Source organism: Streptosporangium sp. NBC_01639 (genome assembly GCF_045209755.1).
Taxonomy (GTDB): Bacteria; Actinomycetota; Actinomycetes; order Streptosporangiales; family Streptosporangiaceae; genus Streptosporangium.
In genome coordinates, this window is the sequence record NZ_CP109272.1 from 2,372,872 (window position 1) to 2,390,524 (window position 17,653).

18 protein-coding genes are annotated in these 17,653 nt (G+C 69.8%); 10 read left to right on the plus strand and 8 right to left on the minus strand.

Annotated features, from left to right (window positions below):
- The first annotated feature begins 6 nt into the window (after nucleotides 1-6).
- From OHA77_RS10645 to OHA77_RS10660, 4 genes are all read left to right on the plus strand, one after another.
- On the plus strand, nucleotides 7-354 hold the full coding sequence (locus OHA77_RS10645; RefSeq protein WP_406317757.1) for an ASCH domain-containing protein: 348 nt from the start codon (nucleotides 7-9) through the stop codon (nucleotides 352-354).
- Nucleotides 355-619: 265 nt separating this feature from the next.
- Complete coding sequence (locus OHA77_RS10650) at nucleotides 620-1,789, plus strand: MFS transporter (RefSeq protein WP_406317759.1); 1,170 nt, start codon at nucleotides 620-622, stop codon at nucleotides 1,787-1,789.
- Between the two features lie 417 nt (nucleotides 1,790-2,206).
- Nucleotides 2,207-3,442: a helix-turn-helix domain-containing protein gene (locus tag OHA77_RS10655; RefSeq protein ID WP_406317761.1), complete on the plus strand. Its 1,236-nt coding sequence runs from the start codon at nucleotides 2,207-2,209 to the stop codon at nucleotides 3,440-3,442.
- 135 nt (nucleotides 3,443-3,577) lie between these two features.
- Nucleotides 3,578-4,696, plus strand: coding sequence for an IS630 family transposase (locus OHA77_RS10660; protein ID WP_406311807.1), 1,119 nt, complete (start codon nucleotides 3,578-3,580; stop codon nucleotides 4,694-4,696).
- Here the strand turns inward: OHA77_RS10660 and OHA77_RS10665 are convergent, their stop codons facing one another.
- Complete coding sequence (locus OHA77_RS10665; protein ID WP_406311808.1) at nucleotides 4,697-4,930, minus strand: hypothetical protein; 234 nt, start codon at nucleotides 4,928-4,930, stop codon at nucleotides 4,697-4,699.
- 127 nt (nucleotides 4,931-5,057) lie between these two features.
- Here OHA77_RS10665 and OHA77_RS10670 point away from each other — a divergent pair, with 127 nt between their 5' ends.
- On the plus strand, nucleotides 5,058-5,414 hold the full coding sequence (locus tag OHA77_RS10670) for a hypothetical protein (protein ID WP_406317762.1): 357 nt from the start codon (nucleotides 5,058-5,060) through the stop codon (nucleotides 5,412-5,414).
- 727 nt (nucleotides 5,415-6,141) lie between these two features.
- Here the strand turns inward: OHA77_RS10670 and OHA77_RS10675 are convergent.
- Nucleotides 6,142-7,164, minus strand: coding sequence for a hypothetical protein (locus OHA77_RS10675; protein WP_326820792.1), 1,023 nt, complete (start codon nucleotides 7,162-7,164; stop codon nucleotides 6,142-6,144).
- Between the two features lie 57 nt (nucleotides 7,165-7,221).
- On the minus strand, nucleotides 7,222-8,175 hold the full coding sequence (locus tag OHA77_RS10680) for a DMT family transporter (RefSeq protein WP_406317764.1): 954 nt from the start codon (nucleotides 8,173-8,175) through the stop codon (nucleotides 7,222-7,224).
- On the opposite strand from OHA77_RS10680, the gene OHA77_RS10685 reads away from it, so the two are divergent.
- The 5 genes from OHA77_RS10685 to OHA77_RS10705 all read left to right on the plus strand — a co-directional run bounded on the left by OHA77_RS10685 (nucleotide 8,174) and on the right by OHA77_RS10705 (nucleotide 13,508).
- Nucleotides 8,174-9,571, plus strand: a complete 1,398-nt coding sequence (locus OHA77_RS10685; RefSeq protein WP_406317766.1) for a PLP-dependent aminotransferase family protein — start codon at nucleotides 8,174-8,176, stop codon at nucleotides 9,569-9,571. The genes OHA77_RS10680 and OHA77_RS10685 overlap by 2 nt on opposite strands.
- A gap of 109 nt (nucleotides 9,572-9,680) precedes the next feature.
- Nucleotides 9,681-10,247: a CGNR zinc finger domain-containing protein gene (locus tag OHA77_RS10690; RefSeq protein WP_406317768.1), complete on the plus strand. Its 567-nt coding sequence runs from the start codon at nucleotides 9,681-9,683 to the stop codon at nucleotides 10,245-10,247.
- 132 nt (nucleotides 10,248-10,379) lie between these two features.
- Nucleotides 10,380-10,991: a GNAT family N-acetyltransferase gene (locus OHA77_RS10695; RefSeq protein WP_326820788.1), complete on the plus strand. Its 612-nt coding sequence runs from the start codon at nucleotides 10,380-10,382 to the stop codon at nucleotides 10,989-10,991.
- Between the two features lie 240 nt (nucleotides 10,992-11,231).
- Nucleotides 11,232-12,110: a 1,4-dihydroxy-2-naphthoate polyprenyltransferase gene (locus tag OHA77_RS10700; RefSeq protein WP_406317770.1), complete on the plus strand. Its 879-nt coding sequence runs from the start codon at nucleotides 11,232-11,234 to the stop codon at nucleotides 12,108-12,110.
- Nucleotides 12,111-12,389: 279 nt separating this feature from the next.
- Nucleotides 12,390-13,508, plus strand: a complete 1,119-nt coding sequence (locus OHA77_RS10705) for an NAD(P)/FAD-dependent oxidoreductase (RefSeq protein ID WP_406317772.1) — start codon at nucleotides 12,390-12,392, stop codon at nucleotides 13,506-13,508.
- 126 nt (nucleotides 13,509-13,634) lie between these two features.
- Here OHA77_RS10705 and OHA77_RS10710 read toward each other — a convergent pair whose 3' ends face one another.
- The 5 genes from OHA77_RS10710 to OHA77_RS10730 form a co-directional block, all read right to left on the minus strand.
- The gene (locus tag OHA77_RS10710) at nucleotides 13,635-14,174 is read right to left on the minus strand and encodes a GNAT family N-acetyltransferase (RefSeq protein WP_406317773.1); all 540 of its coding nucleotides are present in this window, start codon (nucleotides 14,172-14,174) and stop codon (nucleotides 13,635-13,637) included.
- A 44-nt stretch (nucleotides 14,175-14,218) separates the two neighbouring features.
- Complete coding sequence (locus OHA77_RS10715; protein WP_406317775.1) at nucleotides 14,219-14,737, minus strand: hemerythrin domain-containing protein; 519 nt, start codon at nucleotides 14,735-14,737, stop codon at nucleotides 14,219-14,221.
- Entirely contained in the window at nucleotides 14,734-15,585 is an 852-nt protein-coding gene (locus OHA77_RS10720) for an LLM class flavin-dependent oxidoreductase (protein WP_406317777.1), read from the minus strand. Before OHA77_RS10720 ends, OHA77_RS10715 begins: the two co-directional genes overlap by 4 nt.
- Nucleotides 15,578-15,979, minus strand: coding sequence for a PPOX class F420-dependent oxidoreductase (locus OHA77_RS10725; RefSeq protein ID WP_406317778.1), 402 nt, complete (start codon nucleotides 15,977-15,979; stop codon nucleotides 15,578-15,580). Before OHA77_RS10725 ends, OHA77_RS10720 begins: the two co-directional genes overlap by 8 nt.
- Before the next feature lie 78 nt (nucleotides 15,980-16,057).
- Complete coding sequence (locus tag OHA77_RS10730; RefSeq protein WP_406317780.1) at nucleotides 16,058-17,560, minus strand: MFS transporter; 1,503 nt, start codon at nucleotides 17,558-17,560, stop codon at nucleotides 16,058-16,060.
- Between the last annotated feature and the right edge of the window lie 93 nt (nucleotides 17,561-17,653).

Sequence of the window (17,653 nt, forward strand, 5' to 3'; positions counted from 1 at the left end):
TGGGAGATGAATCTCTACCGAGAGTATTTCGACCTGGTCGCTGCAGGCCGTAAGACCGTTGAGGTTCGCGTCTGCTATCCCAAGCTGCGCAGCCTCAAGATGGGCGACCACATCCGCTTCACCTCCGAGGGCGATGAATGCCTGACCCACATCACGTGTGTCGCCTGCTACTCCTCCTTCGAGGAGATGCTCGACACCGAGGGGCCAGCGAACGTCAACCCGGACTCACCTCGCGAGGAGCAGCTGGCCAACATCCGCCGCATCTACGGGCCCGAGAAAGAAGCTCTTGGAGTTCTGGCCATCGGGATCGAACGCGTCGAGCAGGCCTCCTCCTCCTCCCGAACGTGTCCCTAGCCCTAAAGTAAGCCGATCTGCGCAGGTCACTCGACTTCCGAGAAGACTGTGTTCTCGGAAGCGGAGACGGTCACGACTTCTGAGAAAACGCACGGCTGAGAGGAGGGTCCAGCGCCCTCAATTCAAGAACTGTTGCTTACCCCACACCGTGCGTAGACGCGAAAACGCGTTGTCGCAGATGCTTCTCAAAACGTATGGTTGTGCGCTCGTGATCACAATGATGGAGCGAGTCCTGCCTGTCCGGCTGGGGACAGGATTCCGATGGTTGCTGGCCTCGAGCTGGCTGACAAATCTCGGTGACGGGGTAGCGGCCGCCGCGGGCCCACTGCTGATCGCGACGTTGACCCGCGACCCGCTGATGATTTCGCTGTCTGCCCTGGTGGGCTGGGCGCCGCCGCTGCTGTTCAGCCTGTATGCGGGCGTGCTGTCGGATCGGTACAACCGGCGCAGGATCGTGCTCGTCGCGAACGCGATGCGGGCCGTGGTGCTGGCGGCGCTCGTCGCGCTCATGGTGACCGACACGGTGACCGTGACGACGGCGCTGGCGGCGCTCACGCTCCGATCCATCGCCGAAGTGTTCGCCGACAGCGCGACGGCCACGTTGACGCCCATGATGGTCAGCAAGGACGATCTCGTCATCGCCAACGCCCGCCTGGGCACGGGATTCATCACCCTCAATCAGCTCGCCGGGCCTCCGATCGGCGCGGCACTGTTCGGCCTGGGCTTGACCTGGCCGTTCGCGGGCCAGCTGCTCCTGATGGTGGCGGGGATCGTCCTGGTATCACGGATCACGTTGCCGCCGCACGGCCGACAGGGCGCCGATCCCAAGCCCGACACCGTACAGGAACTCATCGCCGGGTTCAGCTGGACCATCCGGCACGCGGCGGTCCGCACGCTGGCGCTCACGATCCTGATCTTCAACTTCACGTTCGGCGCGGCCTGGTCTGTTCTCGTCCTCTACACCCAGGAGCAGCTCGGCCTCGGCGCCATGGGCTTCGGCCTGATGACCACCATCGGCGGGATCGGTGGCCTGATCGGCACTGGCCTGTACGGGGCCATCACCCGCAAAGTGAGCCTCGGCGCCCTGATGCGGATCGGACTCATCATCGAAACGTTCACCCACCTGGGCCTCGCCCTGACCCATTCGCCGTGGGTCGCCGGGGGCATCTTCCTGGTCTTCGGCGCGCACGCGTTCATCTGGGGCACGACCTCGGTCACCGTCCGCCAGCGCGCGGTCCCACGCGAGCTACAGGGCCGGGTGGGCAGCGTCAACACCATCTGCGTCTACGCCGGTCTGGTGGTCGGCTCGCTGATCGGCGGTGTTCTGGCCACCCGCTTCGGTGTCGCGGCGCCGTTCTGGTTCGCCTTCGCTGGTTCCGCGGTGTTCGTGGTGCTGCTGTGGCGGCAGCTCATGCTCATCGCCCACGACGACTGAGATAATCGAATACGCGCTCACCCGCCCGGAGATCGACGCCGAGCGCGTCGTCCTGGCGTCCTCCTCCCGAAGGTGGCCCCAGCCGCCAACGAGCGACGCGGTCCTGTTCGCGGAGGTGCCGAACTGGGGTTTTGCCTCTCAGCCGTGCGTTTTCTCAGAAGTCGTGACCGTCTCCGCTTCCGAGAACACAGTCTTCTCGGAAGTCGGGTGACCTGCGCAGATCGGCTTACTTTGGGGCCAGGGACACGTTCGGGAGGAGGAGGCCGAGCAGTAACCAACGCCGCGTTGGGGAGCCTCTGCTGGTTGGCGGGGGCTTCTTCCCGCTGTAGATCCCATTCCACGGATGACTTCCCTGCACAGCAAAGGCCCTGCGCCGTAGCCTGAGGTTGTCGAGACGCTCAGGAAGGTGCAGGGCCTATGAACGACGGTACCAACGATGCCCTCGGACCGGCACTCACTATTGGGCAGAGGATCCGAATCAAACGCGAACAGCGCGGCATGACCAGGGAAGTCCTGGCCGGCCTGGTGGGCAAATCCGCCAGCTGGCTCAAGGCCGTTGAATCCGGCCGACTTCAGCAGAACCCGCGACTGCCGATCATTCTCCAGCTCGCAGAGGCGCTCCGCGTCCGGGACCTGGCGGAGTTGACTGGCGATCAATCCATGCCGGTCCGCATGTTCACCGGCCCCGGGCATCCCGCGCTCGAAGACGTACGGGCTGCGATCAACTTTGCCCCGCTGATGCCGACCGGCATTGTGCAGCCGCTCGCCACGTTGCGCGCCCGACTGGATGCCGCCTGGCGGATCCGGCACTCCTCGCCCGATCATCGGACCGCCCTTGGTCAGCTTTTGCCGGCTCTTCTGCGTGACGTTCAGCTCGCTGCGGGGATGTACCGCGACGCCGACCGACGACGAGCGCTTGCCCTGCTCGCCGAGACGTACGGCCTCACACAGATGTTCCTCGCCTACCAGCCCGCCCAGGATCTGCTCTGGCGAGTGGCCGACCGGGCGCTGATGGCCGCGCAGGAGTCGGAAGACCCGCTGGCACTCACCTGCGCCGTATGGTTCCTGGTCGCTGCCCACCGCGACACCGGCGACTTCGAGGCGGCTCAGGGCATCAACCAGCAGGGCATGGCCGCCGTCGAGCCGGCCATGACCAATCCGAGTGTCGACCTGCAGGCCATGTGGGGTGCGCTCTGCTTCGAGTTGGCGTTCACTTCGGCGCGGCTCGGTGAGACCGGGGACGCGTGGCTGCATTGGGAGGAGGCGGCCCGAGTCGCCGAGCGGCTCCCAGCCGCCTACTATCAACCCTGGACATCGTTCTCCCAGGTCATCATGGGGGCACACGCGGTGACGGTGGCCGTCGAGCTCCACCAGGGCGGCGAGTCCGCACGGCAGGCTGACAGTGCGCTGTCCGCGCCGATCCCATCACGCCCTCGCCGGGGCCGTCACCTCATCGAGGTCGCTCGTGCCCATCAGCTCCAGCGTGACCATGCGGCCGTGCTCGGCACGCTGGAGCTTGCCCAGCAGACCGCGCCGGAGACGATCCGGTACAACGGCTACGCCAGGCGGATGACCTTGGAACTCACCGAGGGTCCGGTGCGTCTGCGGCCACAGGCGCGCGAGCTTGCCGACCGGATCGGCCTTCTGGTCTGACCTAAACACGGGGGCACAAACTGTGTCCCTCGCCATCGCCGGGGCGATCTAGTGCTGTGACCGGATTGGTTCGCCGGGTTGGTGGTCGGGGCGGTTGGATGTGCGGTGACGTCCGATCCGACCCGTGGAGGTGCGGTGGCCGAGCCTGTCCGTGTGCGCAGACTGACCGACCAGGAAGGGCAGAAGCTGCAGCAGATCGTGCGCCGGGGTAGCACCAGTTCGGTTCGCTACCGGCGGGCGATGATGCTGCTGGCCTCGGCCGGCGGGAACCGCGTCCCGGTCATCGCCCAGCTGGTGCAGGCGGACGAGGACACCGTCCGCGACGTGATCCACCGGTTCAACAAGATCGGCCTGGCCTGTCTGGACCCTCGCTGGGCGGGAGGCCGTCCCCGCCAGCTCACTCCTGACGACGAGGACTTCGTCGTCGCGACGGCCACCACCCGCCCGACCAAGCTCGGCCAGCCCTTCACCCGCTGGTCCATCCGCAAGCTCGTCATTTACCTGCACCGGGTCCATGGCCGCGTCATCCGGATCGGCCGCGAGGCGTTACGGTGCCTGCTGGCCCGCCGCGGCGTCACCTTCCAGCGCACGAAGACCTGGAAGGAGTCGCCCGACCCAGACCGTGACACCAAGCTCGACCGGATCGAGCACGTCCTGGACCGCTTCCCCGACCGCGTTTTCGCGTTCGACGAGTTCGGTCCGCTGGGAATCCGGCCGACCGGCGGCTCGGGGTGGGCAGCTGCCGGGCACCCTGAACGGCACCCCGCGACCTACCACCGCACCCACGGGGTCCGGTACTTCCACGGCTGCTACTCGGTCGGTGACGACACGCTCTGGGGCATCAACCGGCGAAAGAAGGGCGCCGGCAACACGCTGGCCGCCCTCAGGTCGATCCGGGCGGTCCGCCCAGACGGCGCCCCCATCTACGTGATCTTGGACAACCTGTCCGCGCACAAGGGCGAGAAGATCCGCGCCTGGGCCAAAAAGCACCAGGTCGAACTGTGCTTCACACCGACCTACGCGTCCTGGGCAAATCCGATCGAGGCGCACTTCGGGCCGCTGCGGCAGTTCACCATCGCCAACTCCAACCACCCCAACCACACGGTCCAGACCCGGGCTCTGCACGCCTACCTGCGCTGGCGCAACGCCAACGCCCGCCATCGAGATGTCCTGGCGGCCGAACGCCGCGAACGCGCCCGTGTCCGCAGCGAGAAGGGCGTCCGCTGGGGCGGACGAGCGCAGATGGCAGCCTGATCACTCGCTGACATCCAAGGTCGCGTGGTCCGCGACTCCCAGTTCAGACAGCACAGCCCAGAGCCGCTCCAGGACCGCGGTCGCGTCCGAGCCCTCCGCGATCTCAAGGTCAAGATGGCAACGACCCATGCCGCTGCCCGCGCCCGTGATCTCGCCGTCGAGCTCGAACGCCGCTTCCAATGCCTCCTCGACCTCATCACGGTCGATCGGCAGCCCCACGAAGACGATCTCCACAAACACCACGGTCCTCCGTCTCAACCCGGCGAACCATAGCGGTCACGGCACTAGCTTGGCAGCCATGACCCCTGACCAGGCAATAAACCGCAGGAGAGTGGCACTACAAGGGCTGGATATTCCGACGTTGGACACCGACGTCATGGTGATGCGCAGCGGCCACCCGACGCTCAGCGTCGCCCAAGGCGTGCTGGTGTGGTGTGGTCCCGAGCGGTTCCGCTGGCCCAGCGAGACCGGCCTGTGGTCCTGGCACCCCGTCTGCGACCCCGAGGGCGCGGCCGTACGCCTGGCCGTCCAACTCGACAAAGACCCGGTGTTGCAGCTACGCCGTGACTTCCCCCGGTGGACGATCCTGCGGTTCGCCGACACCGACCGGTTCTGTGCGGCTCCCGCAACTGTGGACCTGCTGGGCGCCCCGGCGGTGGAGGCAGGGACACCGGACGGCCTGGCAGCGCTCCTGCGGGCAGTCGAGACGCCGTCATGATCGACGGACAGCGCGTAGATCCTCTGTGCCTCCACTGCGGCCAAGGCTTGCTCGTCATACCGCGGGTCGACCACACCCTGTACGAGGCATTGGGCCACGGATCGGCTGAACAGCGGCGCCGGTGCGCACGATCAGCGTCCGGCCGCCATGAGCCCCGGCCTTGCCAGCCGGTGGCCGTTGGTAGGCACACGGTCGGATTCCCCTAGACAGCCCGGCTGTCGTGCCTCCGGGTGCGCGACGGCCGGGTGCAGGACCCCAGGAGCAGAGCGCGCGCAGGCGCCGAGGTCCTGGGTTGGCCTCCGTGTTGAACAGCGGCACACGAGGCAAGTGGTTCCCGCCCTCGTCGGAGGGGTCGGGGGCGGGAACCGCGCTCACAGACTCCGGCAGTGAGATCCTCACGTCTCCTGTCGGATGCGGCCTCTGGCCGTGCCCCCGGGCGGAGGCCGCCCAACGTCCTGGTCCTGGTTCCCTCGCCGGAACCGGGACCAGGGCGATCAACTGGCAGCCAGCCGTTCCGCCTCCTCATGCAGGGCCTCGATCAGGGCCAGCTTCAGACGCAGGTCCTGACCCACCAGGTCGTCCAGAACGTCCATCAGGCCTCCCCGGCAAGGGGGCGCCCCATAGGTCACAGCCCGGGAGGGTCTCATCAATGCCGAGCTCGCGGTTGGGACCCAGCGGGGGGGCTACTGCCTGACCAGGAACCATTCCGATCTTCCTGCCAGGGCACCTAGAACACTGGGATGATCTCCTCGGGATCGAGGAAGTCGACCTCGACCCCCTCGATGTCGAGTTCGGGGATGGCCGGGAACTCGATGCCCCAGCGCTCCACGATGGCACGGATCTTGGCCATGGCCGTCCGCCAGTTGTCGGCCTGCTCCTGGTAGGAGAGCACGCCCAGGCCGGCGTCGCGGGCATGGTCCATCAGGACGCGGTGGTTGTGCAGGAAGTAGGGCGGCAGCTCCCAGAAGCCGCCCGGCGGCTCCCAGAGGATCATGGAGAGGAAGACGAAACCGGCGCGGAGCTGGCGGGTGATCAGCGAGCGGACGTCGTCGGTGAGGCCGGGCCACTCGTTCTCCAGGATGGTCATGCAGATCTGGAGATGGCGCGACTCGTCGCGGCCGATGCGGTGGAACATGTCACCGAAGACCGGATGCCTGGTCCCGCTCGCCATGCCGCGGAACAGGGTGGAGGCGGCCATCTCCCCCATCATGAAGCTGGTGAACAGCACCGGCAGGCTGTACTTGCCGACGGCGCTGTTGTAGCCCGTCCAGTAGCGGCCCCCGTTGTGGTAGAGCCAGCCGATGTTGTTGTGGGCGGCCTTCTCCAGGTCGGTGACCGGGGTCCAGTCCAGCGGCCCGCCCGGCCAGAGCTTGGCGATGGTGCGCTGGCAGCACTCCTCGTGGTTCATCTCGTCCCGCGTGATCGAGAAGAAGCACTTGCGGACCGGATCCTCCTCGTGCTTCTCGAACGCCTGGATGGTGGCGCGGGCGAAGACGGCCGGGCCGGAGGCGTCGAAGTTGGCCAGCACCGAGAACCAGTACATGATCCCGAGACGCTGTTCGGCGGTGAAGTCGCCGGGATCGAGGTCGTCCCAGGGCAGGTCGGCGGGGTTCCAGACCATGCGCTTGGACTTCTCGTAGATGGCCGCCAGCTTCTCGGTCTCGACCCGCCACTCCATCGGGTAGATGTTCGGTTGGGGGATCTCCGGAGCAGGCCAGAAGCCGCCCTCGGGAATCGACAGGTCCGTCATGATCCACCCCTTTTGTGACAGCTCCAGCTCACATCCTGCGCCTTGATGTCACATCTTTCAAGAGCGTGCCCGCTGCGTCAGGGCGACACACACGAGTACGGCCAGCGCGGCCGCGACCGTGGCCGGCCCGAACCGCTCACCGAGCAGGAGCCAGGCCCACAGCAGGGTCAGCAGGGGCTGGGCGAGCTGGGTCTGCCCGGCGCGGGCGATCCCTCCGGTGGCCAGGCCGGCGTACCAGGGGATGAAACCCAGGAACATCGAGACCACTCCCACGTAGGCGAACCCGGCCAGCGACGCCGCGCCGGGACGTGGCTCGGTGCTCAACGCCAGGACGACCGTCGCCGGGACGGTGAGCGGGGCGGCGACGACCAGGGCGTGGGAGATCACCCGCCAGCCGGAGGTCTCGCGGGCGAGGCGCCCGCCCTCGGTGTAGCCGACGGCCGCCGACCCGAGCGCGCCGACGAGGAGCAGGTCGGCGCCGGTGGCGTGGTCGCCGCCGCGGCTGAGGGTGAAGGCCGTGATCGCCACGGCCCCCAGAGCGCAGGACACCCAGAACAGCGGCCGGGGCCGTTCTCCCCCTCGCAGGACGGCGCAGGCCGCGGTGGCGGCCGGCAGCAGGCCGATGACCACCGCGGCGTGGGAGGCGCTCGCCCCGGCGTCGAGCGCCAGCCCGCTGAAGAGGGGGAATCCGAACACCACACCGGCCACGATGACGAGGTAGGACCGCAACTGCGTCCTGGGCGGCAGCAACGGCACCCGGGCGACCAGCAGGAGGGCCAGCGCCGCGACGGCGGCCACCGCGGCCCGCCCGATCGCCACGAGATAGGGGTCGAACCCCCGCATCGCGAAGACCGTCGCCGGAAACGAGCCCGAGAAGGAGAGCACGCCGAGGCCCGCCAGGATGCTTCCCCGCCACGCCGGGCCCAGGGAGGCCCACGGGCCGGGCGTGAGATCCGTCGCGGGGACGACCGCTACTCGACTGGAGACGATAGCGCTATCGTTGTCTTTCATGAATGACGATAGCAGTATCGTCCGCCTGGCAGCCATGATCCGCACGGAGGCGGCACGGCTGCGCCCCGGGGACAGGCTGCCATCGAGCCGGGAGCTGATGCGGCTCCACGGCGTCAGCCCGGTGACCGTGTCACGGGCACTCGCCCGGCTTGCCGCGGAAGGTCGGGTGATCATCAGGCCGGGCAGCGGGACCTATGTCGCCCCCGTCCTCAAACGCCCCAGCGACGCGGTGGACCTGTCCTGGCAGACGGTGGCGCTCGGCGACCGGGTGGTGGACGACACGGTGGTGAGCGGCCTGCTCACCCCTCCGCCGGAGGGCGTCATCCCGCTCACCGGTGGTTACCTCAATCCGGCGCTGCGCCCTACCAAGGCCCTGTCGGCCGCCGCCGTCCGCGCCCTCCGCCGCCCCGACGTCTGGGCGATGCCGCCGCTGACCGGCCTTCCCGAGCTGCGCAGGTGGTTCGCGGGCGAGACGGGAGGCGACGTGACCCCGTCGGACGCCCTCATCCTCAGCGGCGGGCAGTCCGCCCTCACCCACGCCTTCCGCGCCCTCGCCGCGCCCGACACCCCGATCCTCGTCGAGACCCCGACCTATCCGGGGGTGCTCGCCGCCGCGCGGGCCGCCGGGCTCCGGGCGACGGCCGTACCGATGGATCGCGACGGAGTGCGCCCGGAGCTTCTCGCGGAGGCCTTCGCCGTCACGGGCGCGCGGGTCTTCTTCTGCCAGCCGACCCTGCACAATCCCACCGGTGCGACCCTGACCCTCGAACGGCGCCGGCAGGTGCTGGACGTCGCCCGGGCGGCGGGGGCGTTCGTCATCGAGGACGACTACGCCAGGTATTTCGCGACGGCCCCGATCCCGCCTCCGATGATCTCCCTGGACGCAAACGGCACGGTCGTGCACGTCAACTCCCTCACCAAGGTCCTGTCACCCAGCATGCGGGTCGCCGGGGTCGTCGCCCGGGGCCCGGCCGCGCGGCGGCTGCGGGCGACCCACCTCGTGGAGTCGTTCTTCGTGGCCAGGCCCCTGCAGGAGACGGCGCTGGAGTTCGTCGGCTCATCCGCGTGGCCGCGCCACCTGGCCGGCCTGAGCGCCGAACTGACGGCGCGCAGGGACGCGCTCGTCACCGCACTCGCCACGCGGATACCCGCCGCCGAGGTCCATCTCCTGCCCAGGGGCGGCATGCACCTGTGGGTACGGCTCCCGCCCGACCGGGACGAGGACACCGTGGTGGAGGCGGCCAGGCGGGCCGGGGTCCTGGTGAGCCCGGGAGGCGTCTACCACCCGGCCGAGCCTTCGGGGCCCCGGATCCGGGTGACCCACTCGGCCGCCCTTCACCTGCCGGAACTGGTGGAAGGCGTCCGGCGGCTGGCGACGGCGCTGGACGGCTCCTGAGCCGCCGGGGACGGGTCGGCTCGCGGCGAAGATCATGGGATTCCGCATGACCCGCGCCGAAACACCGGTGAAAAAGCCATGTCAGTGTCGCAATGGATACAACCCCCTAATGACATACAGTGGTTTCGAAGAGGTGATGGAATCCATGGGCAACCCCGCCGAGCTGGTGTGCGACTTCGTCAACACCTACGACGTGGAGAGCGGGGCCGACACGCTCACGTCCCCCGCGACGCTGGCCGCGTGGCTCGGCAGGCATGACCTGATCGGCCCGGAGGACACGGCCGGGAACGACCACCTGGCCTTGGCCGTCGACCTCCGCGAGGCCCTGCGCGTGGCGCTCCGCCACAATCACGACCACGAGCCGGGACCGCCCCACCCGTTCGCCGGGCTCTCGCTGCGGGTCATCCTGACGGCCGACGGGCCCGCCCTCGAACCGGTCGCCGCGGGGGTGACGGGCGGGCTGGCCAGGATCGCGGCCGCGGTGATGGGTGCGCAGGCCGACGGGATGTGGCCGAGGCTGAAGGTGTGCACCGAGAGCACCTGTCAGTGGGCGTTCGTCGACTCGTCCAAGAACCGTTCGCGATCATGGTGTTCCATGAGAGTGTGCGGTAACCGCACCAAGACTCGGGCATATCGGGCTCGGCGCCAGACGGAGACAGGTTCGCGTCATCTGTGAGTCCGATTCCCCGATACGGTGTAGGAGCCTGTCTCGGGAATCGACCCGCCTGATGCCCGCTCGCGTGGCACGACACCCACGAGACAGTGCTTCCCGAGGCGACGGTAGACGGCAGAGAAGGAGCGGGCCGAGATGGCAGACGTAGGCGTGCGGGCGGCTCGGCACGATGATGTCGCCGCTGTGACGACCACCCAGATACGCGCCTGGAAGTACGGTTACCGGGATTTCCTTCCGGAGGGGCCGCTGGAGCAGATGACCGGTCCCGCCGCCGAGGAGATGTGGCGGCGCCAGTGGGATGAGGCGATCGTCACCCCGCCGTCCTCCCGGCACCGGGTGCTGGTCGCGGTGGAGCAGGTCGTCCTCGACACCGACGCGTTCCCCGCCCTCGGTCCCGGCGGGATCGAGGCCATGGCGGCGATGCGGGGCGCCGAGCGCGTGGTGGGGCTCGCCTCCCACGCACCGGCGGAGGATCCCGACCTCGACCCGACCACCACCGCCGAGATGCTCACCTTCCTGGTGGACCCCGACCACGTCCGACGCGGACATGGCAGCCGCCTGCTCAACGCGACGGTCGACTATCTCCGCGACGACGGCTACCACACCATCGTGACCTGGGTGTTCGCCGACAACCACGGCCCGCTCGGGTTCCTGGAGTCGGCGGGCTGGGGCGAGGACGGTGCCGAGAGGGTTCTCAACATAGGCCGGCCGGTGCGGATGATCCGCCTGACCACCGACATCAGCTAGGGCGCGTCCGTGGATCCTCGGCTTCGCGAGGATCGTCCGGATGGACGCACCGCAGAGCGGAGGAGGGGCTTGTGACAGAGTCATGAGCGCCGACGACAGCGCGGCGGGGCGCCATCCGCGGAGACCGCGGCAGGCGGAAGGATCCGCGGCCACGCCCCAGGGCCGACGGGCCGGGACCGACGTAGTCGGCATGCTCCCGGACCGCCGGTAGGAAACACCTGAGAGGAACACCGCAACGCCATGGCCACCCCGAGCCAGTGGATCGCCGGAGCCCGTCCGCGCACCCTTCCCGCCGCCGTCGTCCCCGTCGCCGTCGGCACGGGCGTCGCGATCGGATACGGCGGAGCAGTCTGGTGGCGGGCCCTGCTCGCCCTGTTCGTGGCGCTCGCCCTGCAGATCGGCGTGAACTACGCCAACGACTACAGCGACGGAGTGCGCGGCACCGACGACGACCGGGTCGGCCCCATGCGCCTGGTCGGCTCGGCGGCGGCGGCGCCCCGCGAGGTCCTCGGCGCGGCCCTGGCCTGCTTCGTGGCCGCCGCGGTGGCGGGGCTGGCGCTGGTCGTGGTCACCGGTGCGTGGTGGCTGCTCCTGGTCGGCGCGCTGTCGATCGCGGCGGCCTGGTTCTACACCGGCGGCTCACGGCCCTACGGCTACCGCGCGCTCGGTGAGATATCGGTGTTCGTGTTCTTCGGCCTGGTCGCGGTGGCCGGCACCACGTTCGTGCAGCTCGAATGGCTGCCCTGGACCGCGCTGGCCGCCTCGGTACCGGTGGGCCTGCTGGCCTGCGCGATGCTGGTGGTCAACAACCTGCGTGACATCGCCACCGACGGCCCGGCGGGTAAGCGCACCATGGCCGTGGTGCTCGGCGATCACCGCACCCGCACCCTCTACACCCTCTGCCTGACGCTCCCCCTGGCCGTCGCGCTGGCCATGGTGCCGTGGCAGCCGCTCACCGCTCTCGCCGTGCTCGCCACACCGCTCGCGATCGGCCCGGTGCGAGCCGTCAGGCAGGGTGCGACCGGCCCCGCCCTGATCGCCACGCTCCAGCAGACCGGCCGCTTCCAACTCGTCTACGGCGCGCTGTTCACCCTCGGCCTGGCGCTCCAGGCGCTGTAGAACGATCACTCTGGAGGCCGCCCCGGCGACCGCGGATCCTCGGCCACCGGTTCACACCCTCCGGTCCTCGGCCACCGGTTCACGCCTCCGGTTCGCAACCTCGGGTCCTCGGCCACCGGTTCACGCCTCCGGTTCGCAACCTCGGGTCCTCGGTCACCGGTTCACGGCCACCGGTTCGCGCCCTCCGCCGAGGAACGTCGCATGAGGAGCCGAAGGGCCGCGATGTCACAGTGGGCCGTTCCGTCTCGTCCTCTCTGAGAAACCTGGGAGAGGATGAGAATGTCACATATTGTTATCATCGGAGGCGGCTTCGCCGGTGTCTGGAGCGCCGCCGCGGCGGCACGCGTGCGCGGTGACAGAAAGGACCTGCGCATCACGCTCGTCGCACCGGACGAGGACCTCGTGCTGCGCCCCCTGCTGCATCGGCTCGACCCGGACGGTTCCCGGGTGCCGCTGAAGCGGATCCTGGCGCCGGTGGACGTCGAGCATCTGCGCGCGGCGGTGACCGGGATCGACACCGCCGGGCGCCGGATCGTCGCGGACGGCCGCTCGATCGGCTACGACCGCCTCGTGCTCGCGGCCGGCAGTCGCCTGACCTGGCCGGGGCTACCCGGAGCCGAGCAGTTGTTCGACGTCGACACCGCTGAGGGCACGGCCCGGCTCCAAGCCCATCTGAGAGGGCGGGACGGGTTCACGGCCGTGGTCGTCGGAGCGGGGTTCACCGGATTGGAGGTCGCCACCGAGCTGGCGAGCCGCGGGAACGTGGTGCTGGTGGAGCGCTCGGATGTCATCGGGCCCGACCTCGGACCCGGCCCGCGCCCCGTGATCGAGGCGGCCCTGGCCGAGCTCGGAGTCCGGACGCGCCTCGGTACGAGCCTCGCCGCCGTGGACGGCGAGGGCGCGGTCCTGGCCGACGGCACGCGGATCGCGGCCGACGCGGTCGTGTGGACGGCGGGAGTGCTGGCCAGCCCGCTCACCTCGCAGATCCCCGGCGACCGGGACCGGCTGGGCCGGCTGGTGGTCGACCGGTGGCTGCGGGTCTCCGATGACGTCTTCGCCGCCGGCGACATCGCCGCCGCCCACGCCGATCCGGACCACCATGTCCTGCAGAGCTGCCAGCACGCCATCCCGATGGGGAAGGTTGCCGGCCACAACGCCGCCGCCGACCTGCTCGGGCTGCCGCTGATGGATTTCGCGCCCGATCCGTACGTCACCTGCCTTGACCTCGGGGCCGCCGGCGCCGTCACCACTGCGGGCTGGGAGCGCGAGGTGCGGCTGACCGGAGCGGAGGCGAAGGAGCGGAAGGACATGATTCTGAACGCGATCCGCCCGCCGGTCGACGATGCCGAGGAGATCCTACGGAAGGCCGGTGAACGAGGCTCGGGGACCCGCCGCTGATCGCCGAACGGACCGCGGCGCCGTACGGCCGCCGACCGGAGCCCGGCGCAGACGGAAGCACGGCTCCCCGGAGCGGCTGCGGCCCGGATCGCGGCGGCTCCCCTGGACCGGTCCGGGGGAGCCGCCTCACCGAGGCCCTGAGCCTCCGGCCTCCCCGGAAAGCAGCCGGCGCATCACGACGCGCGGCGCGAGTTCGATGCCCAGCTCCCGCTCATGGGCCACCAGCGCGGCCAGCTCCGGCCCCCACTCGGCCGGGTCGAGCACGGTGAAACCCCGCTGGGCGTACCACGACCCGTTCCACGGCACGTCGCGGAAGGTCGTCAGCGTCACCGCCGCCGAACCGGTCGAGGCGGCGTGGTCGCAGACCGCCTCCAGCAGGCGCCCGCCGATGCCCTGCCGGCCGTGGTCCGGATGGACCGCGAGCTGGTCGAGGTGGACCAGCCCGTCAACCCGGCCGATCATCGCGAAACCGACCGGCGGGGCACCGGCGACCAGGGCCCGTGACGGGTCGTCGGTCTCCTCGATCATGGTGGTCCCCGCCGGGAAGGCGATCCCCACCTGGGCGAACACTCCGTCGGCGGCGTGCTCCACCGCTACGAGGCCGGGGAGCTCCCCGGCCTCGGCCCAGCGGACCTCAGCCGACGTCACAGGTCGCGTGCTTGTCATGGAACGCAGGTTATAGCGGCGAAGCCGGCGATGGACGACATGCCTCAGTGGACGTCGGCGAAGGTGAGCCGGGTCATCGCGGGGATGAGGTGCGCCTCCTCGTACCGGAGGTGATCATCCAGATGCCGGGTGAGCCTGTCGATCGCGGCGGAGGCGGCGGCCCGGGCGGCGTCGTCGCCCGGGAGGGCCGCGAGGGCAGGTTCCAGCGCGTCCAGATGGTCGACGAGTTCGTGGTGCTCGGATTCGAGCCGGTCGATGACCGCGGCGAGCTCCGGCTGGATACGGCGCAGCGCGGGGAAGATCGCGGCGTCCTCGATCGTGTGGTGGCCCTGGACAAGACTGCAGAAGTTCGTGCATTGCCGGCGCAGCACCCAGGACCGGCGGAGGCGGAGCGCGGCCGACACCGCCTCGGTCGCGCCGTCGCCGTCGGCGGCCTCGGCCATCAGGTGCCGGACCTGGTCGAGGCCGTGGCGCATGTGCCCGTGGATGGTCACGAGCCGCCGGGCCAGTTCCACACCCTGAGGGTTGGCGCCCTGGGGGTCGGCACCCTTCAGCGCGGTCAAGCCCGTTCCTTTGCGACCAGTTCGCGGACGGCCGGAGCGATCTCGCGGACGAACCGCTGGATCTGCGAGGAACTGTGGACCATCAGTGTGAAGACGCTGACCCCGTAGCTGAGGGCGAGATCGGCGATCGACTCGGCGGGCAGTTCGTCGCCGAGGTTGAGCAGGCGGCGGATCTGACCGGGTGATCGACCCGCCGCCTCGGCGGCCTCGTCGATGACGGCGTTGCCCTCGGCGAGCCGGGCGGGGGTTCCGAGGCGCGGGAGAGACGGGAGCCAGCCGTCGGCGACCCGTGCGGTCAGCCGGAGCATGCGCGGTCCGTACGCGCCGAGCCAGATGCCGATGTCATGGGCGGGGCGAGGACCGCGATGGGCCCCGCGGACCTGGTAGTGCCGCCCGTCGACGTGGACACCGCCGGGCGTGCCGGTGTCCCAGAGAGCGCGGATGATCTGGATGGCCTCCTCAAGCGCCGTGACCGAGTCACCCGCTGTGCGGCGCGGACCGCCCATGGCTTCGATGGCGTCCCAGAACGCCCCGGCACCCAGTGCGAGCTCGAACCGGCCGCCGCTGAGAAGGTCGAGGCTGGCGGCGCTCTGGGCGAGCACCGCCGGGGGCCGCAGCGGCAGCGGGTGGACGTTGCCCGCCAGCCGGACGCTGCTCGTGGCCGCCGCGACGTAGGAGAGCAGCGTCCAGGTGTCGAGGAACGCGGGCTGGTACGGGTGGTCCTGGAAGGTGATCAGATCCGCGCCCGCGCGTTCGGCGGTCTGGGCGAGCCGTACCACCGCGTCCGCGTCCGGAGCGGACGGGATGATGTTGGCGGCGAACAGCAGATCGTGTCCGTAGTCAGGCATCGACGGCCCCTTCGACGTCGCGGGCGCGGTAGGTGTCCTCAATGGTCTGGCCGCTCTCCAGGCCCCAGCTGACGATCCGCGTCGGATACAGCAGGATCCGCGCCTGGGCGCCGGGGACGGCCTCGGCGCGGCCTCGCACCTCCACGCCCCGTGGCCGCCACGGCGGCAGCACGTCGTCGACGACCAGGGCCGCGCGGCCGGTGCGTGCCACGTCCCGGAACTTCTTGGACCGGCCGAAGTTACGGCCGCTGATCTCGATGACCAGGCCCGCGCCGTCGAGGGACCAGCCGACCGGTGCGACGTGCGGCATGCCGTCCGGTCCGACGGTGGCCAGCCTCCCGAGCAGGCGTTCGCCATGCAGGTAGGCGAGTTCGAGGTTGGTGAAGATACTCATCGATTTTCCTTGAGCGTGGAGACCCCGGGCTTCAGCCGTGGGGGAAGTCACATGTCCGTCCGACTGGAAACGCCGTGCCTACCGCTGGAGTTCTTGCTCGGCCGGTTGCGGAGCGTTGGGTGCGGTCGTGGCTGCGGCACGCCGTACGGCGAGGGGCGAGATCACCACCCCGAGGACGGCCGCGATCGCGCCCAGCCAGAACAGGGTGGTGAACGCGGAGTCGGGCACCCCGGCGGCCCGGGAGACGACGCTGGAGGCCATCACTGCGGCGGCGAGCTGGCTGCCGATGACGCTGCCGCCGGTACGGGCGATGTTGTTGATGCCGTTGGCGGTGCCGGTCCGGGTCAACGGCACGATGTCGGCGATCAGCTTGGGCAGCGCGCCCATGATCAGCCCGGACCCCGCCCCGACGATCGCGTAGAACACCAGGTGCTCCCACTCGGCGGCATGGGCGGAGGCGAGCAGCACCGATCCCACGGTGAACAGCACGAACCCGCCCGCCAACGGCCAGCGGGGGCCGTACGCGGTGGCGATGCGGCCGACGGCCATGCTCGCCGGGATGATGGCCAGCATGCCCGGGAGCATCAGCAGTCCGGCCATGGTGACGGAGGCCCCGAAGCCGACACCACCCGAACTCGGCTGCTGCTGCGCGAAGAGCGGCATCCCCAGGTAGAAGAAGTATGACGCCGCGCCGAACAGCAGGGCGGCGAGGTGCGTCACCGTCATCGGCCGGTCGGTCAGCTCGCTGACGTCGATGAGCGCGTCGGACTTGCGCCGTTCCACCGCCATGAGCGCGGCGAACAGCAGCACACCGAGCACGAAGAGGCCGAGCACCGGCACCGAGGTCCAGCCCCAGGACGGCCCCTGGGTGAGGGCGAGCAGCACCGCGACCAGGCTGAGGCCGAGCAGCACCGCGCCGGGGATGTCGAGCCCGCCGGTCGCGGTGTGCCGGCTCGCGCGCACCCACCGCAGCACCAGCAGCAGGCTGATCACCGCGAGCAGCGCGCCGAGCACGAACAGGTACCGCCAGGACAGGTAGTCGGCCAGCAGCCCGCCGATCACCAGGCCTGCCCCCGCACCGGCCCCGACGATGCCGGAGACCAGTCCCATCGCGAACGGCAGCCGTTCACGGGGCAGCGCCTCGCGCAGGATCGCCATCGACAGCGGCACCACCGACAGCGCCGCGCCCTGGATGACGCGGGCGGCGATGAGCTGGCCGATGTTCTGGGACGCCGACGCCGCGACCATTCCGACCGCGTACGCGATGAGCACGGCGATCATCACTTGCCGCTTGCCGTACAGGTCGCCCAGGCGGCCGAGGAGCGGGGTCAGCACGGCGCTGGAGAGCAGGAACGCGCTGAGGATCCAGGCGGACCAGGTGGGGGTGGTGTCCAGCTCGCGCTCCAGCAGCCGCAGGGCCGGTACCACCACGGTCTGCATGAGGGCGTAACCGAAGACCGCCGCGGACAGCGCGATCAGGGTCTTGGTGCCGCTCGGGCCGGAGTCCGGCGCGGAGTCCGGCGGGACGCCGTTCGCCTGCCGGGCGGTCGGCTCACCGCCCGGCTGTACGTTCGCGGTCATGGAACACCTCTACTTCGTAAGACGAAATATTCGCTATACGAAATAGATTAGTTCGTAGAACGAAACACCGTCAACTACACTCGAGATCGGGAG

Bases quoted from the DNA above. Each gene is read 5' to 3' on its own strand.
- OHA77_RS10645 (WP_406317757.1), top strand. From the start codon at position 7: ATGAATCTCTACCGAGAGTATTTCGACCTGGTCGCTGCAGGCCGTAAG.
- OHA77_RS10655 (WP_406317761.1), top strand. From the start codon at position 2,207: ATGAACGACGGTACCAACGATGCCCTCGGACCGGCACTCACTATTGGG.
- OHA77_RS10675 (WP_326820792.1), bottom strand. From the start codon at position 7,164: ATGACGGACCTGTCGATTCCCGAGGGCGGCTTCTGGCCTGCTCCGGAG.
- OHA77_RS10685 (WP_406317766.1), top strand. From the start codon at position 8,174: ATGAATGACGATAGCAGTATCGTCCGCCTGGCAGCCATGATCCGCACG.
- OHA77_RS10680 (WP_406317764.1), bottom strand. From the start codon at position 8,175: ATGAAAGACAACGATAGCGCTATCGTCTCCAGTCGAGTAGCGGTCGTC.
- OHA77_RS10690 (WP_406317768.1), top strand. From the start codon at position 9,681: ATGACATACAGTGGTTTCGAAGAGGTGATGGAATCCATGGGCAACCCC.
- OHA77_RS10695 (WP_326820788.1), top strand. From the start codon at position 10,380: ATGGCAGACGTAGGCGTGCGGGCGGCTCGGCACGATGATGTCGCCGCT.
- OHA77_RS10700 (WP_406317770.1), top strand. From the start codon at position 11,232: ATGGCCACCCCGAGCCAGTGGATCGCCGGAGCCCGTCCGCGCACCCTT.
- OHA77_RS10705 (WP_406317772.1), top strand. From the start codon at position 12,390: ATGTCACATATTGTTATCATCGGAGGCGGCTTCGCCGGTGTCTGGAGC.
- OHA77_RS10710 (WP_406317773.1), bottom strand. From the start codon at position 14,174: ATGACAAGCACGCGACCTGTGACGTCGGCTGAGGTCCGCTGGGCCGAG.
- OHA77_RS10720 (WP_406317777.1), bottom strand. From the start codon at position 15,585: ATGCCTGACTACGGACACGATCTGCTGTTCGCCGCCAACATCATCCCG.
- OHA77_RS10725 (WP_406317778.1), bottom strand. From the start codon at position 15,979: ATGAGTATCTTCACCAACCTCGAACTCGCCTACCTGCATGGCGAACGC.
- OHA77_RS10730 (WP_406317780.1), bottom strand. From the start codon at position 17,560: ATGACCGCGAACGTACAGCCGGGCGGTGAGCCGACCGCCCGGCAGGCG.